14 protein-coding genes, 3 tRNA genes and 1 pseudogene are annotated in these 15,247 nt (G+C 63.1%); 5 read left to right on the forward strand and 13 right to left on the reverse strand.

Annotated features, from left to right (window positions below):
* Positions 1-44: 44 nt before the first annotated feature.
* The 8 genes from ABXG85_RS03970 to ABXG85_RS04005 all read right to left on the reverse strand — a co-directional run bounded on the left by ABXG85_RS03970 (position 45) and on the right by ABXG85_RS04005 (position 7,474).
* On the reverse strand, positions 45-1,247 hold the full coding sequence (locus tag ABXG85_RS03970; RefSeq protein WP_014510993.1) for an IS256 family transposase: 1,203 nt from the start codon (positions 1,245-1,247) through the stop codon (positions 45-47).
* Positions 1,248-1,388: 141 nt separating this feature from the next.
* Positions 1,389-2,948, reverse strand: a complete 1,560-nt coding sequence (locus ABXG85_RS03975) for a hypothetical protein (protein ID WP_014510992.1) — start codon at positions 2,946-2,948, stop codon at positions 1,389-1,391.
* Complete coding sequence (locus ABXG85_RS03980) at positions 2,945-4,282, reverse strand: MATE family efflux transporter (protein WP_014510991.1); 1,338 nt, start codon at positions 4,280-4,282, stop codon at positions 2,945-2,947. The genes ABXG85_RS03975 and ABXG85_RS03980 overlap by 4 nt, the downstream gene beginning before the upstream one ends.
* Positions 4,279-5,403 (reverse strand): HesA/MoeB/ThiF family protein, encoded by a 1,125-nt coding sequence (locus ABXG85_RS03985; protein ID WP_014510990.1) that lies wholly within the window; start codon positions 5,401-5,403, stop codon positions 4,279-4,281. Before ABXG85_RS03985 ends, ABXG85_RS03980 begins: the two co-directional genes overlap by 4 nt.
* Positions 5,400-6,470 carry a SagB/ThcOx family dehydrogenase gene (locus ABXG85_RS03990; RefSeq protein WP_014510989.1) on the reverse strand — a complete coding sequence of 357 codons (1,071 nt, stop codon included), beginning with the start codon at positions 6,468-6,470 and terminating at the stop codon, positions 5,400-5,402. The genes ABXG85_RS03985 and ABXG85_RS03990 overlap by 4 nt, the downstream gene beginning before the upstream one ends.
* 11 nt (positions 6,471-6,481) lie before the next feature.
* Positions 6,482-7,087, reverse strand: coding sequence for a SagB/ThcOx family dehydrogenase (locus ABXG85_RS03995; protein ID WP_353512441.1), 606 nt, complete (start codon positions 7,085-7,087; stop codon positions 6,482-6,484).
* Between the two features lie 228 nt (positions 7,088-7,315).
* Positions 7,316-7,392: transfer RNA gene (locus ABXG85_RS04000), tRNA-Val, on the reverse strand.
* Between the two features lie 7 nt (positions 7,393-7,399).
* Positions 7,400-7,474, reverse strand: a tRNA-Cys gene (locus ABXG85_RS04005).
* 83 nt (positions 7,475-7,557) lie between these two features.
* Here ABXG85_RS04005 and ABXG85_RS04010 point away from each other — a divergent pair.
* Together ABXG85_RS04010 and ABXG85_RS04015 are read left to right on the forward strand one after the other, a co-directional pair.
* Positions 7,558-8,988, forward strand: coding sequence for an ATP cone domain-containing protein (locus tag ABXG85_RS04010; protein WP_353512442.1), 1,431 nt, complete (start codon positions 7,558-7,560; stop codon positions 8,986-8,988).
* Positions 8,981-9,319: a hypothetical protein gene (locus ABXG85_RS04015; protein WP_353512443.1), complete on the forward strand. Its 339-nt coding sequence runs from the start codon at positions 8,981-8,983 to the stop codon at positions 9,317-9,319. Before ABXG85_RS04010 ends, ABXG85_RS04015 begins: the two co-directional genes overlap by 8 nt.
* Here the strand turns inward: ABXG85_RS04015 and ABXG85_RS04020 are convergent.
* From ABXG85_RS04020 to ABXG85_RS04035, 4 genes are read right to left on the reverse strand one after another with little or no spacing between them, the layout of a single operon-like run.
* On the reverse strand, positions 9,292-9,588 hold the full coding sequence (locus ABXG85_RS04020; protein ID WP_353512444.1) for a hypothetical protein: 297 nt from the start codon (positions 9,586-9,588) through the stop codon (positions 9,292-9,294). The two genes, ABXG85_RS04015 and ABXG85_RS04020, sit on opposite strands and share 28 nt — an antisense overlap.
* Positions 9,585-9,899 carry a hypothetical protein gene (locus ABXG85_RS04025; RefSeq protein ID WP_353512445.1) on the reverse strand — a complete coding sequence of 105 codons (315 nt, stop codon included), beginning with the start codon at positions 9,897-9,899 and terminating at the stop codon, positions 9,585-9,587. The genes ABXG85_RS04020 and ABXG85_RS04025 overlap by 4 nt, the downstream gene beginning before the upstream one ends.
* Positions 9,900-9,908: 9 nt before the next feature.
* Positions 9,909-10,964: a threonine synthase gene (gene thrC, locus ABXG85_RS04030; RefSeq protein WP_353512446.1), complete on the reverse strand. Its 1,056-nt coding sequence runs from the start codon at positions 10,962-10,964 to the stop codon at positions 9,909-9,911.
* A 24-nt stretch (positions 10,965-10,988) separates the two neighbouring features.
* Entirely contained in the window at positions 10,989-11,993 is a 1,005-nt protein-coding gene (locus ABXG85_RS04035; RefSeq protein WP_353512447.1) for a homoserine dehydrogenase, read from the reverse strand.
* 23 nt (positions 11,994-12,016) lie between these two features.
* On the opposite strand from ABXG85_RS04035, the gene queG reads away from it, so the two are divergent.
* The gene (queG, locus tag ABXG85_RS04040; protein ID WP_353512448.1) at positions 12,017-13,249 is read left to right on the forward strand and encodes a tRNA epoxyqueuosine(34) reductase QueG; all 1,233 of its coding nucleotides are present in this window, start codon (positions 12,017-12,019) and stop codon (positions 13,247-13,249) included.
* 9 nt (positions 13,250-13,258) lie between these two features.
* On the opposite strand, the pseudogene ABXG85_RS04045 reads toward queG, so the two are convergent.
* Positions 13,259-13,774: pseudogene (locus ABXG85_RS04045) on the reverse strand (metallophosphoesterase family protein); the annotation flags it as partial.
* Positions 13,775-13,835: 61 nt separating this feature from the next.
* Between ABXG85_RS04045 and lnt the strand changes: the two are divergent.
* Together lnt and ABXG85_RS04055 are read left to right on the forward strand one after the other, a co-directional pair.
* On the forward strand, positions 13,836-15,167 hold the full coding sequence (lnt, locus tag ABXG85_RS04050; RefSeq protein ID WP_353512449.1) for an apolipoprotein N-acyltransferase: 1,332 nt from the start codon (positions 13,836-13,838) through the stop codon (positions 15,165-15,167).
* A tRNA-Leu gene (locus tag ABXG85_RS04055) sits at positions 15,146-15,233 on the forward strand. Before lnt ends, ABXG85_RS04055 begins: the two co-directional genes overlap by 22 nt.
* The last annotated feature ends 14 nt before the right edge of the window (positions 15,234-15,247 follow it).

Genomic DNA, 15,247 nt, shown 5'->3' on the forward strand with positions numbered 1-15,247 from the left:
GGCCAGGAGGGAAAGAGGCACATTTTGAAGAACCCCCGGTCGTGTCAAGATTTATGTGTAAGCGTCTGTGTACGGGGGGCATACCGCTCTTCAAGCATCCTTTCCAAAGTCTCCCGCGCCTCGGCAAACCCTTTGAGCTTTCGCTCCCCCCACCTCCCCTCCTGACGCTCCCCCTCCAAGTACAGAAGCTTGAATACCGCCTCAGGCCGAGGAAACTTGTAGTCCCTCACCTTCGTCCCCCTCCTCACTTCCCGAATAAACCGCTCCATCAGATTGGTGCTGCGAAGATACGGCCACAAGACCTCGGGATACTCGTAAAACCGCAGCAAGGCCCCCGAGTCCCCCCACCAGGCCGCCACCAGGGAAGGGTACCTCGCCCCCCACACCTCCCTGGACCGCTCCAGGGCTTGGAGGGCCTCCTCCCGGCTCCCCGCCCCGTACACCCCCCGCAACTCCTGGGCCAAAAGGGCCCGGTCCCGCGACCGCACCTGGGAAAGGCCGGAACGCACCATGTGCACCACGCACCGCTGCCACTGGGCCTGGGGGTAGACCCGGCGGATGGCCTCCTCTATCCCGGGCAGGCCATCGGCGACGAAAAGCAGCACCCGCCAGAGACCCCGCCCCCGCAGCTCCCTCAGAACCCCCTCCCAGGCGAGGGCGTTTTCCGAGGGCAAGAGCCAGAAGCCCAGGACCTGCCGCTCTCCGGAAGGGGTGATGCCCAGGGCCACGTAGACCGACGCCCGCTCCACCCCTTCCCCCTCCCACAGGACCTTCAGGAAGAAGCCGTCCAGGTAGACGAAGGCCATCTCCTCGGGAAGGGGCCTTTGGCGGAAGGCCTCCACCTTCTCCAGCACCCCGTCGGTGATGGCGCTCACGGTCTCGTGGGTGTAGCGGTGGCCCAGAAGCAGGCTCAACACCTCAGCGGCTTTCCTTTGAGAAACGCCGGCGGCGTACAGAGCCACCGCTACTTCACCCACATCCACCTGGCGGCGGGCGTAGGGATGGAGAAAGCTGGGGTAGTACCGCCCTTCCCGATCCCGGGGGATGGCCAGTTCCACCTGGCCAGTCACGGGCTTAGCCCGTATCTTGAAGGGGGTCTCCAGCTTACGGGGGTAGTGGCCGTTCTTGCGGCCCCCGTGTTCCCGCAAGAAGGCGGCTCGGTCAGCTTCCAGCAGGAACTGCAAGACCTCGGTCACCGTCTCCCTCACCGCTTCCCTCAAAAGCGTCCGCAGGCTATCCTGGTCCATGGGGTACCTCCTTTCCAGATTCGGTACCCCCTCTTTTTACACGGACCCATACACATAAATCCTGACACGACCATGGGAAAGGGTTTTACGACAGCCTCTAATTCGCGAAGTTCGCAGTTTGATCTGCACTCTTTAAAATTCTTAAACACCTAATATCGCCTTTATGCTTTGCGGATGAAGCGGGCCCAAAGTAAGGTATAACTCGTGAGCCTTGGCATCTGACAGGGCATAGGCACTCTTGATAGAGGAAAGGGTTGTCTTCGTCTCATAGAGGCCCCACGTGTAGGGCAGCATTTGATGAAAAACGCCGCTCATCCGCTTAGCGATCCCTAGAAGCTCATCGCGGATATGTACAGGTAAGTTCGATAAAATCCTATTGAGCACTGGCTCCGCCCTCCCGTTGGTTAAGCCCAGTAGGACGGTCGTTAAACGGCGAATACGTTGCAACTTAAAGGCACGTTGTACCCTGTTATCCTGTTCGGTGAGCTCCAACACAGCTGATTCTGCATGTGACGCCCAACCCTCAAAGCCAAGCGGTGAGCGAGTTATACTAAAGAGTTTAGAAAAGGGAAGTTGCATCCAGCGCCTATGCTGTTCGCGATGCCCTGGTACAATTTCATGGGCCATGATCAAAGCCAGGCCGGCTAGGCTCATAGTATTAGGATTGAGATAGATCGGGTTTACCAATAGGGCTCCAGATGGATCCTCTATGCTGCCCTCTCCATGTAGGGGTAGATATAAGGCGTCCAAAACGAAAGGGCTTATCAATTCCGGAGCCACCAAGCAGAGCGGCCTTTTTGCACTAGTAGTATCCAAGAAAACACCTTTGGTCTTTTCGGAGAGGAGAATGAATACTTGATCGAACACCTGGTCATGTGAGCCCAAGGAAGTGGGTCTTTGAATTTTTTGTAAACTTTCTGATCTTCTTAACTCTTCGGGCAGGCCTAAAAGCTCCTCCTCCATCATGGAGAAAAGGGCTTGAACAATCTGCAGAGGCCCAGCTGTTATACCCAGGATATCTCGTAAGTAGCTATCCGTATCGGTTGCTTCTAACGGTGTTTCCTTCCCCTCAGTTTGTGCCAGCTTTCGCAGCCTACTCAAAAGGGCATTGGCCAGGTCTTCAGGCAAGGCACTCCATTTCTGGATAGACGTTGCAATCATGGAGGCCAATTGACGGTCTTTCTTTGTGTGGCTGGTTATGCCTTGATCCACCCTCTTCATCATTAGATCGAGGATATCGATGCAACGATATAGCTTGAACCTGAGCTCATTAAGTATCTCAGGGGATTGATCGTGGATGTTGATTTGGCTGCGAAGGTAATAGGGTAGAAGCGCAAAACATATCAACTGGTACGAAGATGCCGCTTTGGTGATGAATATGCGTTGCCGATAAGCTAGTAGCTGACGGAATAGGAAGCGCTGGATCTCAGCCACTACTGCACGATCGATAGGCGTAAGGAACTGAAGTTGCCCGGCCAGGCGCGCGATTTCCACGGAATATGATTCAAGCTTTTCAGCCCAACTCTTAAGACTAGCGTCGGACAAATCTTCAACGCCCTCACTAATTGTGCCTGTAGCCAGCATGACAAGTGTTGGAAACTGCGCGCTATAGCCATCAAAAATCCGATCTAGGAGCGCCTTAACTGACAGCGAGATATCTGTTTCAACTCGGGGGGGTTCAGCCTTAAAGTCTCGTTTCATTGGCTCACCGTATCAGCTTGGGATATACGGCGGAGGCCCCGGTTTAGCAAGACGTGGGTGACCAGCCACCGTACCCCGAAGTAGGCGACGAAGCCAGCAAATACCCCCTCGAGGCCGAGGCCAAGCTTCACTCCCAGAAGCCAGGCCACGGGCATCTGCACGAACCAGATCACCGCCAAATTGCTGTACATGTTCCACTGGGTGTACCCGAGGGCCCTCAGCCCACCCACCTCCACCATGGTGGCGGCCATCAAGGGCAAGGAGAGGGCCACAGGGATCAACGCCTGGACCGCCTCAGCCACAACTTCCGGCGAGGAGGTGAAGACTAGGGCCAAGGGTTCACGGGCGAGGTAGGTGAGAAAGCCGAGGAGCAGAAAGGTGGGTACGCCCAGCCAGTGCCCGGCGTGGAGATCCTTCCTGAAGTCCTCCGTCCTGCCAGCGCCGAGATGGTGCCCCACCAGGATCTGGACGGCAAACCCTAGGCCAAAGGCGAGGGCAAAGAAGAAGAGGAGCAGGGTGAAACCGATCCGGCCCCCCGCCAAGGCGTAGGTGCCGAGCTGCCCCATGAAGAGGAACAGGACTGCGGTGCCCACATAGTCCAAAAACGCGTTCGCCATCTCGGGCCCGGAAAGCCGGAGTTGCTCCCGTACCCCATGGGCATGGGCGGCGCGCGGGAGGAACGCCGCTAGCTTCAGCCTAAGATGAACCCAGTACAGATACATGTACCCCAGAAGCGTCGCTATGGTGCTGGCCAGGGCCGCACCTGCCGTACCCATGGCTGGGAGGCCAAGCTTGCCGAAGATCAAAAGGTAGTCCAGGACGATGTTGGCGGACACGGAGAGCACGCTGGCCCTAAACACCCAGTGAGCCTGCTTGGCGGTGTAGAGGGTGCTGCGGAGGGCCAGGCCCAGGGCGAAGAAGAGAAGGGAGGGGCTTCTTATCCGCAGGAAAAGGAGCGCTTCCTGCGCCACCTCCTCCGTGGAAGCGATGAGGCGAAGCAAGGGCAGGGAGAAAAAGAGGAGCAAGACCCCTAAGGCGGCCACCGCCGCAACGAGGACCACCGCGTTGGAGTACAGGGCATCTACCCGAGCCCGGTCCGAGGCCCCAAAGGCCCGGGCGGCCAGGATCTGATACCCTATCGCGGAGGTAGCCACCACTTGGACTACAACGCTATAGAGCGCCGAGGCGGTGGCGACGGCTGCCAGGGCGCCTGCACCCAGCCTTCCCAGAAAGGCGGTGTCCACGAGCCCCAGAATTATTTCCACCAGCGATGCCCCGATAATCGGCAAGGCGAGACCTAGGATGGAGCGCCACCTCTCCGCCATCGCCGTCATGGGGCCTCCGAGCGGCGAGCCTTGCGTATAGGCCCGCAGAGCTTGCACTCTTCAGAACGTTCGATAGGGAGGAGGGCGTGTCGTGTGTAGTTGTGAAGGTCCAGTATGATTAGGTTACGAAGGGACGGTGGCTCATCCAGTTTAGATAAGAAACGGACGGCTTCCCAAACCGCCAAACCAGTAGTTATGGCCATTCTCGGTGCTATAGAAGGGACGGGTCGGTCGATATGGGGAAACGATGCCCGGGCTATGTCGGCAACCTTTTCATTCTTGAAAAGGCACTCAATACAGGGCGTCTCGCCGGGAACGGTGAGCGGGCCGATCCATGAGCCCCCCAGGTGCAAACAGGGCACGTTCGCAACCAGGGCAGCTTGGGAGATGCTTTGAAACACAGAGTTCGCTGGGAAATCTGGGGGAGAGTAACCGAAAGAGTTGAACACCAGATCGGCTCCTTCCAGGTAACTTATAAGGTCCAGTGGGGAGTTTATGCGGGCATTATGACCTTCAAACCTAACGTTAGGATCGATTTGGGCGATTGCCTCTGCGCAGGCTTCCGTTTTGGGGCGACCGACATCTTGCTGGGTGAAAAGAACTTGGCGGTTCAAGTTGCTCAATTCGACATGATCAAAATCGATGCCGATTATGTGGCGGATTCCCATCCGGGCAGCCATCATCGCTAGCCACGTCCCATAACCGCCAAGCCCCACGATCACTACCCGTCGCTTCTGAAGGTTGTCATTCATGGCGAAGGCGGATCGCTCATTGGTTGCGAAAGCCTCAAAGTACCGGATCTGACGGTCGTACTGCGATCCGGAGTCCTGGAGTCCAATGGGTTCGGTCGTATAGAGCAGGGCATCATAGCTATTTAGCTTACCGAGAAGTTGCTGTAACGAATGCGATCCCAGGCCTGATACCTGCGCCAGGTGGCCAATCAGGTTATCCTCAGGCACGCCCGCTGAAAGCTCCCATAGCACTGCCAGTACGGCATTGCTATCCAATCCGCTGAGGAGAAGCCGTTTCCTCTTAAGAGGAGCAACAAGCTCGACCCCGTTGGCATTGCGGCTCAAGTAAAACCGCCACTCACCCTGTAGCTTCACCAGCCGGTTGGTGAGTTGGCTCATGCCTCCTCCCGGACCGACCCTGCCCGCTTCCGATGTAGCCTCCCCGAAGTAACGGTGTACAAAGGAGCCTGTCGAGGCGTCTCAAGCCTAAGGAGCTCTGAAAGGCGTCCATCGCTGACTGCAGGTGTGACCAAGCTGCCCTGAGAGTAGGCTAGAGCTGATAGAATCAGCAGTTGGCCCACCCGGCCGGTTTCGATATAGAGGTTCCTCAGCGCACGGTCATGGCGGTAGAGCCATTGATATTGCCACATATCAGCAACAATCACGATTGTCCAATTTGCCCAACGCGGGGAGGGCATGTCGAACATCACTTTTTCCATTTCCGAGCGCAGATCGCCGAGAAAGACCTCTGTCAGAGAGTGCGCTACTACATCATAAAAGTATACACCTGGTTGGAGCCCTTCCACATTATACACCACCACATAGAAATCCAGAGCTACGCCGTAACTAATCAGGTAATCACGCCCCTTTGACCTCTTTAGGTTTCGTAGCCGGCGCAGACGCTGTAACCCCCACCACAGGGTGCCACTCAGGCGATTGAGGGAAACGCTCCCTTCCGCGTACCGCCGAACGGTCCTGCGCTTTAAAAGTAGCTCACCGAGAAGACTCGCTCTTGGTAGGCGTGGCTGGGGTGTTAGCTTGTGCTGGCGGCCGCTGACGGTGATACGGGCAGGGGGCTCCTGCTCCGATAGGTATTCCGCGATGATGCGGTCACGAATTTGCCCATCTGGGTCGTTTTGATCGGCGTAAGGAATCTGCCGTGACCAAAGGTAGAATTCGAGCGAGGGATGCCACCCCCGTTTCCTCCAGTGGTCCAGAAGGGCCTCTTCGCGAGTTGCACGAGGTTCGCCTAGAATACCGGCATTCCTTAGAACATGCTGCACCTGGGTCGAGCGGGTATTAGCAGGTTTACGCCCAGCCATTACTAGCAAAAAATCCTCCAATGCTTCGATCTGTACTGTGAAGCGTTTGCCATGCCAAGCATCGGAGAGCAGCACCGTATCTTCCCCTTCTATCCAGGGTCGGATAGATAGTGTAGATGACAATTCATTGAGAACAGAAGCCATCAAACCCTCCTTCAACCAACAGCGCAAGCGAGCATATAACCCTCCTCAAGCGGGTTAAGGCCGAGCTTTGCCTCTATAGCTTGATCATTGTTCCCGTACTGGGTAAAACAGCGTATCCCATTCGCTGCACACACGAGCTCGAAGGTCTCAATAAGGTGGCCCGCATCCATATGTACTGTCCGAAAAGTGCGTGGCTCCCTATAACGATACATATTCCTTTCAAAAACGCAGGTCACAATGACGATGGCCGCCACCGGAAACGGCGCACGGCCATAGGTTGCCGGAAACAGCGTGACTAGCTCTGCTGAATCTACTTTTTCTTCCCGCATGAGCTCGAGCACTCGAGCTCCAAAGTCAAGGTGGTACCAACCTTGCGGTAAACCCTCTATATTGCGAACCAGAACATATGTTTCGGACGGATGACGTGCCCCTCCAGACGGGCTCGTTCGGCGAAAAAGTGGTGCGCCTTTCCAGGGAACCGGTATTGTTCCAGTATAGTTGAAGCTAATGGACAGTGCAGCCAAAAATCGATCTTTTGAAAGGGTCCCGACAGGGACAGTTCCAGCAATGACTTCCTCAAAGGTGGACGGCGCATCAGCCGGTTTCGGGGCACCCATGGGGATCCTCTTAACCGCAAACTCGCCGCCGCCCTAGCAGGCCATAAAACCCTCTCCACCACCCTCAAGCACTACACCCACATCTCCCAAGAAGAACTCAAATCCACCCTCCGCTCCCTTCAGATCCTGCCAAAGGACAATAACCCCCAAGGCGATTGAGGGTAGATTGAGGGTAAGCCCCAACGAAAAACCCCGGGGTTGTCCCGGGGTTTTCGCCGTTCTGGAACTTGGTGGGCGCGAGTGGACTTGAACCACCGACCCCTACCGTGTCAAGGTAGTGCTCTGGCCACCTGAGCTACGCGCCCGCGCTTTTGGAGGCGCCGGCCGGATTCGAACCGGCGAATGGAGGTTTTGCAGACCTCTGCCTTACCACTTGGCTACGGCGCCAAGCCGTAAGGTAGCTTAGCACGGGGCCACGAGGAGTGTCAAGAAAACCCATAACCAAGGGAAAGGTGCTATGATGCCAGGCAATGAGCGAGGTCTTCGTGCGCCTCAAGCGGGGGCGGTGGCCCTTCTCCAAGGGGCTATTGGTGGAGGCGCTTTTGCCCTTGGGGGTGCCCCTCGAGGCCGCCCAGGCCCTGGCCCACACGGTGGAAGAGCGGCTCAAGGCGGAAGGCTACCAGGAGGTGACCCCCCGGCGCCTCCGCCAGGTGTTCTTGGAGGAGGTGGGCAAGGCCCTGGGCCAGGAGGCGGCGGAGACCCTGGCCCGCAAGACCCTCCCCTTTGAGGAGATCCTGGTCCTGGCAGGCCATCGGCGCCGCCCCTTCTCCAAGGGGCTTTTGGCGCGAAGCCTGGAGGAGGCGGGGCTTTCCCTCAAGGAAGCCCACGAGCTGGCCAAAAGGGTGGAAGAGCGCCTGCGGGCCGAGGGCATCAAGCAGATTTCCGCCCGCCGCCTGGAAGAGGTGGTGGCGCAGGAGGTGGGCCGGGTAAAGGGTCAGGCGGCCAAGCGGCGCTACCTGGAACGCCGGGCCTTCGCCGGGGAGCTTTTCGTGGAGGAAGAGGGCGGTGAACCCCGCATGCCCTTTTCCAAGGGCATCCTGGCCCAGTCCCTCATGGGCATCGGCCTTTCCCCCGAGCAAGCCTACCGCCTGGCCCGGGAGATCGAAGGGTCGCTTAGGCGGGCGGGCATCCAGGTCATACGGCGCCCGGAGCTGAGGGAAAGGGTCCACCAAGCCCTGCTCAAGGAGGCAGGGGAGGAGGTGGCCCGGCGCTACCTCCTCCTGAGGCACCTGCGCTGGAGCGCCCGCCCGGTGCACATCCTCATCGGGGGAGTGACGGGGGTGGGCAAGAGCGTCTTGGCCTCGGCCTTGGCCTACCGCCTGGGCATCACCCACATCGTTCCCTCAGACGCCGTGCGGGAGGTCTTCCGCGCCTCCTTGTCCAAAGACCTCCTCCCCACCTTGCACCTTTCCACCTTCGAGGCCTGGAAGGCCCTCATGCCCGAGCTTTCCGAGGAAAGCCACGAGGCCAGGGTCCTCCGAGGCTTTTTGGACCAGGTGGCCCGGGTGGCGGTGGGCCTCAGGGCCATCCAGGAAAGGAGCGCCTTGGAGGGCACCTCCATCGTTTTGGAGGGGGTACACGTGGTGCCGCGCTACCTGGGACACCCCTACCAGGACCGGGTCTTCACCGTGCCCATGCTGGTCTACCTGCAAGACGAGAAGCTCCACCAGGACCGCTTCCACCTGCGGGACAAGGAAACGGGCCACGCCCGTCCCAAGGACAAGTACCTGGCCCACTTCGCCGAGATCCGCCTCATCCAAGACCACCTCCTCCGCTGGGCCCAGGAGGAAGGCGTCCCCACCATTCCCGGGGAGGACTTGGACGAAGCGGTGGAAAAGGCCTTTGAGGTGCTGGTGGCTTACCTCGAGGCCCAGGGCCAGGCGGAGGTGGGCCGTGCTTGAGGCCCTGGCCTTTGCCTTGCTCCTGGCCCTGGCCTTCCGCTTGGAAAGGCGCCTGCCCCTTTGGGTGCTGGGGATCTGGCTCAACCTGGTCTTCTTCGTCTACCAAAACGAGCTGGGCTCGGGCTGGCTCGCCTACCTTCGGGGCCTGGGGGCAGGGCTCTTCCTGGCGGCGGGCTACGGGCGGGCGGACTTGGCCTGGGCCCTCACCCCTTGGCCCCTCCTCCTCTACCTGCGGCTGGACGTGCGGGAATTCGTCCTCTACCTCCCCGCCTTGGGAGAGGGAATGCTCTTGGGAAGCCTCCTCTACCTAGCGGGTTTCCGCAAGCGGTAGAGGAGGTAGGGAAGCCCCACCCCCACCAGGCCCCCCAGGAGGAAGGGCCAAGGATGGCCAAAGAAGAGCTGAAGGAGAAAAAGCACCCCGTAAAGCCCAAGGAAAAAGGGCACCCAAAAGGGCTTTTCCCCGTAGGCCACCCCCATGGTGCCCACGAATAGGCCCACGGCCAAGGCCATTCCTTCCTGGTTCGGGCGCAGGAAGAGGAAGTAGGCGTATAGGGCCACACCGAGAAGGGCCAAGGACTGGGAAAGGCGGTTGGGGTTCATTCCCGGACGAAGCGGCGGACCCAAAGCTGGGAGAGGGCCAAGGCCACCCCGCCCCAGGCCACCTGGGGCTCCCGCCCCAAGAAGCCCATGACCGCCGAGAACACCCCCGCCACCAGAAAGAAGGGCACGTACTTGGGGTTCACGGTAAGCCCCAGGACAAAGGCCACCAAAAACCCCGCCACCCCCGGGGGCAGGCTCGCCCCCAGGGCCAGGAACAGGAGCATGAGGGCAATGGTGATGGCCCCCGCCAGATAGTAGGCCCCGGGAAAGGGCTCGGGCACCTTTTTGCGCGCGCGCTTGGCCTCCGGCATACCCGAAGCCTACCAAAGGCCTGCGGCTTTCGCCACCGCCTCGAGGGTAGCGGGCACCGGGGGGTCAAGCCGGGCCACCCGCTCTGCGGTGGCGGGGTCCTTGAGCCCGTGGCCGGTGAGGGTGAGGACCACAGTGCTTCCCGGCTCCAGGCGGCCCTCCCTAAGGAGCTTCCACACCCCGGCCATGGCCGCGGCGCTGGCGGGCTCGCAGAAGAGGCCCTCCTCCGCCGCCAGGTAGCGGTAGGCGGCCAGGATCTCCTCGTCCGTCACCGCCTCTATGAGCCCCCCCGACTCCTCCTTGGCCCGCACCGCCCCCTCCCAGCTCGCCGGGTTGCCGATGCGGATGGCGGTGGCCAGGGTTTCCGGCCTCTCCACCGGCCGGCCCAGGACCAAGGGGGCCGCCCCCGCCGCCTGGAAGCCCAGCATCTTGGGAAGCCGTTTGGCCTTTCCCAAGGCGTGGTACTCCTTGTAGCCCTGCCAGTGGGCGGTGATGTTCCCAGCGTTCCCCACGGGGAGGGCGTGGTAGTGGGGAGCGTCCCCCAGCTCGTCCACCACCTCAAAGGCCAGGGTCTTCTGGCCCTCTAACCGGAAGGGGTTCACGGAGTTCACCAAGGCCACGGGGTAGCGCTCCGTGAGCTCACGGGTGAGGCGGAGGGCCTCATCGAAGTTTCCCTCCACCTGGACGATGCGGGCCCCGTGGACCAGGCTCTGGGCCACCTTGCCCAGGGCCACGTACCCTGCGGGCAGGACCACGATGGCCTTAATTCCCGCCCGGGCGGCGTAGGCGGCGGCCGAGGCGGCGGTGTTGCCGGTGCTGGCGCAGGCGATGGCCTCCGCCCCCGCCTCCACCGCCTTGGACACCGCCAGGGTCATCCCCCGGTCCTTGAAGCTCCCCGTGGGGTTTAGGCCCTCGTACTTGGCGAAAAGCCGGATGCCTCGTTCCCGAGCCTCCTTGGGGCCCCTTAGGGGGACTAAGGGGGTGAAGCCCTCCAGGAGGCTGATCACCGGCGTCTTCTCCGAGACGGGCAGGTAGGCCCGGTAGCGCTCAATGAGGGGGAGGCGCATGGGGATATGCTCCCAGGGAGAGGGCTAGCGGGTCAAGGCCTCGAGGAAAGGGCTCCCCTCCGCCAAGGGGGGCCTGGCCCGGAAAGCGGGCAGGTGGCCCGGGGCCCCGGAGAGGAGGCGGAGGAGGTCGGCGAAAAGCCCGCTGGCCGTGGCCCCACCCCCCGCCCCAGGGCCGGTGACGAAGGCCTCCCCCAGGGGCCGGGTCCGCACCCAAAGGGCGTTGCCCCGGGCCTGGGCCAGGGGGTGCTCCAGGGGGAGGAGGCTTGGGGCCACCCTCGCCCGCCACCTGCCCCCTTCCCCGTAGAGGCTCGCCAAAAGGCGCACCCGCTGGCCCTGGGCCGCCGCCTCCTGGAGAAGCTCCGGGGTGAGGCCCGTGATGCCCCGGGACTCCACCGCCCCAAAGGGAAAGGCGGGGTCCACCAGAAGGCGGGCCAGGAGGGTGAGCTTGTGGGCGGCGTCTATCCCCTCCACGTCCAGGGTGGGATCCGCCTCGGCGTAGCCCAGGCGCTGGGCCTCGGCCAGGGCCTCTGCGTAGGTCCGGCCCCTTTCCATCTCTTGGAGGATGTAGAGAGTGGTGCCGTTCAGGATGCCGTGGAGCTCCAGAACCTCGCTTCCCCTGAGGGTTTCCAAAAAGGAAAGGGCAGGGGTGCCCGCCATGACGCTGGCCTCGTGGTAGATGAGGCCCTCCTCGGCGAAGGGGCGAAGGGCGTCCCAGGCCTCCGCCAAAAGGGCCTTGTTGGCGGTGATGAGGGGGATGCCCGCCTCCAGGGCGGGGAGGACGAGCCTTAGGGGGGCCTCCACCCCCCCGAGGGCCTCCACCACCACGTCCGCCTCCAGGAGGTCAAAGGGCTCCACCCGTAGGAAGGCCTCGGGGATGCCCCGGGGCTTCTTGGGGTCCCGCACCAGTACCCCAAGGAAGCGGGGGGTAAAGCCCAAGGCGGCGAGCTCCTCCTCCCGCTCCTGGACCAAGGCGTAAAAGGCGCTTCCCACGGTACCGCCCCCGAGGAGGGCGAGGTTGAGCCGTTCCATGAAAGGGATTATAGGCTAAGGGGGTGGAGGCCAAGGCCCTCTTGGAGGAGGCGGCCCGGGCGCGGGGCCTGGGGGTGGCCTGGGCTCCCCTCCTGCCCCAGGAGGCGGCCCAAGCCCGCTTCCAGGCCTGGCTCGAGGCCGGGCGGCACGGGGGGATGGCCTACCTGGAACGGCGGGTGGAGGAGCGCTTTGACCCCCGGCGCCGCTTCCCCAAGGCCCGGAGCGCCCTCCTCCTCTTCGCCCCCTACGCCTACCCCGACCCCGGGGCACCCCCAGGGGGCCTCCGGGTGGGCCGGGTGGCCCGCTACGCCTGGGTGCGGGACTACCACCTCCTTTTGGGGGAGGAGCTGAGGCGCCTCGAGGCGGTGGCGGAGGGCCTTGGGGTGTGGGCCAAGGGGTACGTGGACCACGGGCCCCTTTCCGAGCGCACTTTGGCCGCCCTCTCGGGGGCGGGCTGGATCGGCCGAAGCGGCTACCTCCTCTCCCAGGCCTTCGGGGTTCACGCCTTCTTGGCCGTCCTCCTCACCTCCTTGGAGGTGGAGCCCCCGCCCCCCCACCCCAACCGCTGCGGCCGCTGCGCCCGTTGCCTTCCCGCCTGCCCCACGGGGGCGCTTCTGGGGGACGGCACCCTGGACGCCCGGCTCTGCGTGAGCTACCTAACCATCGAGCACAAGGGCTTCATCCCCCCAAGCCTCTGGCCCGGGATAGGGGACTGGCTCTTTGGGTGCGACCTCTGCGGGGAGGCCTGCCCCTGGGAGCGGTTCGGAAAGGCGTGGCCCGGCTTCCGCCCGGAGCCCCACCTGGCCCACCCGGACCTAGGGGACTTCTTCCGCCTCTCAGGGCAGGCCTTCCGGAGGAAGTACGCCGGCGCCGCTTTCCTTCGGCCGGGGAGGGCCCGCATGGCCCGCAACGCCCTTATCGTCCTCTCCAACCTGGGCCTGGGGGAGGGGCTCATGGCGGAGGCGGCCTCAGACCCCAACCCCCTGGTGCGCCGCACCGCCCTCCACGCCCTCTTCCGGGCGGGAAGGCCCATAGAGGGCTTCCTCGAGGACCCCGACCCCGTAGTGCGGCAGGACGCCCAAGCCTTACTGGAAGCGCCCGGTGCGGTAGACCTTCTCCAGGGCGGGGGGCAGGCCCCAGGCCCTCAGGTCGAAGAGGACGGGGCCCAGGTCGTAGGGCACCTTGAGGATGCGGGCCTCGAGGGTGGCCGTGTCCAAGAGGAAAACGTCGGCCCCGGGCTCCCCGGAAAGGCTTAGCCCCACGCTCCCAGGGTCCGCCACCAGCCCCACCCCCACCCGTCGGGCCAGGGGCAGGTGCCGCCCGCCCAAAAGGAGCGCCCGGGCGTTAAACCGCTCCAGAAGGGCCAGGAACTCCCGAGCCGGGCCCAGGAGGTCCAGGTGCTCCTCGGGGCGGCCCGGCCTGCCGTGGAAGGCCACCAGGCGGGTCATCCCGTAGGTCCTCCGGTGGGAAAGGCGCAGGGAGCGGAGGTAGGCGAGCTCCTTCTCCCCAAGCTGGCTCCGCGTCCAGGCCAGGGTAACCTTGCCCAAGCCCTCGGGGACGGCATGGTCCACGGGGTAGGCCACCCGCAGGTCCCAGGCCCCGGCGATGGCGGGGAAGCCCTCCTGCATGAGGCGGCGCACCACCTGCCGCGGGTGGGGCCCGTAGCCCACCATGTCCCCCAGGACCAAGACCTCGTCCACCCCCTCGGCCCGCAGGGCCTCCAAGGCGGCCTCGAGGGCGGGCAGGTTGGCGTGGATATCGGAAAGGACCCCGAGGCGCATGGGACCATTCTGCCATAGCCCCCACCTGGTCAATCTCACAAACGCCCCGTATGGTGAAAGGGTGCGCCCCTTCCTCCTGGGCCTCGCCCTGGCCCTCACCCTCCCGCCCTTCCCCCTGGGCTTTCTGGCCCCCTTGCCCCTGGCCTTCTTGCTCCGGGGGCGCTTCCGGGAAGGCTTCCTAGCCGGGATAGGGTTTTGGGGGCTCCACCTCCTCTGGCTTCCCCAAAGCTTCGCTAGCCTCTTCGGCCCCCTGGGGGCGCTTCCCTTTTTGCCCCTGGTCCTGGTGAAGGCCCTTTCCCTCGGCCTGCTCTTCGCCCTCACCCCCTCACCCCTCATGCGGGTGGGAGGGTGGGTGGCGCTGGAATGGCTCACGGAGCAAGGGGAATTGGCCTTCCCCTGGGGGCTTTTGGGCTACGCCCTGGTGGAGGCCCCAGGCCGGGTCCTGGCGAGCCTGGGAGGGGTCTACCTCCTTTCCCTTTTGGTCCTCCTCGCCGCCTATGGGCTCGCCCAAAGGCGCTTATGGGTCCTCCTCCCCTGGGCCCTCCTATGGCTCTTGCCCCTGCCCGAGGCAAAGGCAACGCAGAAGGCCCTCCTGGTCCAGGGCAACCTGAACCCCTTGGCCAAGGTGCAAGGGGAGCTGGACGAGGCGGTGTACCTCCGCCTCACGAAGGAAGGCCTGGCCCTCCACCCGGAGGCGGACCTCATCGTCTGGCCGGAAACCGCGGTGTGGCGCATCCCCCCTTCCCTGGACCCCCTCCTCCAAGGCCGCCCCCTCCTCACCGGGCTCAACCTCTATGGCCCCAACCGGGCGGTCCTCTACCAAGGGGGAGGGATCCTGAACCACTACGACAAGGTGCGCCTCGTGCCCTTCGGGGAGCGGTTTCCCTTCCGGGAGGCCTTGGGCGGGGTCTACGGCTTCTTCTTCCGGTCCTTCGGCCTGGGGGAGCTGGCCGACCGCACCCCCGGAAGGCGGGTGGCCCCCTTGGGACCCTACGGGGTTTTCATCTGCTACGAGTCCGTCTTTCCCTCCGTGGCCCGGAGCCTGGCCCGGGAAGGGTCGAGGGTCCTCGTCCTCCTCACCAACGACGCCTGGTTCGGCTCCTCCTTCGGCGGCCAGCAACACTTCGCCATGGGAAGGCTTAGGGCGGTGGAAACGGGCCTTTGGCTCCTACGGGCGGGAAACGACGGCGTCACCGCAAGCGCGGACCCCTTTGGCCGGGTGGTGGCGGCCATCCCGCCCCACCGGGAGGGCTTACTCCTCGCCCCTTACGCCCTTAGGGAGGGCCATACCCCCTACGTACGCCTCGGGGACTGGGCGGTGGCCCTGGCGTTGACCATTTTCCTCCTTGGCCTTATCCTTAGGGTGCGTCCGCCGGGGTGGCGGAACAGGTAGACGCGGCAGACTCAAAATCTGTTGCCCGATGAGGGCGTGCGGGTTCGAGTCCCGCCCCCGGCACCAAAAGGCCCCGCAAG

The sequence above is a fragment of the Thermus sp. LT1-2-5 genome (assembly GCF_040363165.1).
In the GTDB taxonomy this organism is placed as follows: domain Bacteria; phylum Deinococcota; class Deinococci; order Deinococcales; family Thermaceae; genus Thermus.

Bases quoted from the DNA above. Each gene is read 5' to 3' on its own strand.
- ABXG85_RS03970 (WP_014510993.1), bottom strand. From the start codon at position 1,247: ATGGACCAGGATAGCCTGCGGACGCTTTTGAGGGAAGCGGTGAGGGAG.
- ABXG85_RS03975 (WP_014510992.1), bottom strand. From the start codon at position 2,948: ATGAAACGAGACTTTAAGGCTGAACCCCCCCGAGTTGAAACAGATATC.
- ABXG85_RS03980 (WP_014510991.1), bottom strand. From the start codon at position 4,282: ATGACGGCGATGGCGGAGAGGTGGCGCTCCATCCTAGGTCTCGCCTTG.
- ABXG85_RS03985 (WP_014510990.1), bottom strand. From the start codon at position 5,403: ATGAGCCAACTCACCAACCGGCTGGTGAAGCTACAGGGTGAGTGGCGG.
- ABXG85_RS03990 (WP_014510989.1), bottom strand. From the start codon at position 6,470: ATGGCTTCTGTTCTCAATGAATTGTCATCTACACTATCTATCCGACCC.
- ABXG85_RS03995 (WP_353512441.1), bottom strand. From the start codon at position 7,087: ATGGGTGCCCCGAAACCGGCTGATGCGCCGTCCACCTTTGAGGAAGTC.
- ABXG85_RS04010 (WP_353512442.1), top strand. From the start codon at position 7,558: ATGAGCGAGGTCTTCGTGCGCCTCAAGCGGGGGCGGTGGCCCTTCTCC.
- ABXG85_RS04020 (WP_353512444.1), bottom strand. From the start codon at position 9,588: ATGAACCCCAACCGCCTTTCCCAGTCCTTGGCCCTTCTCGGTGTGGCC.
- ABXG85_RS04025 (WP_353512445.1), bottom strand. From the start codon at position 9,899: ATGCCGGAGGCCAAGCGCGCGCGCAAAAAGGTGCCCGAGCCCTTTCCC.
- thrC (WP_353512446.1), bottom strand. From the start codon at position 10,964: ATGCGCCTCCCCCTCATTGAGCGCTACCGGGCCTACCTGCCCGTCTCG.
- ABXG85_RS04035 (WP_353512447.1), bottom strand. From the start codon at position 11,993: ATGGAACGGCTCAACCTCGCCCTCCTCGGGGGCGGTACCGTGGGAAGC.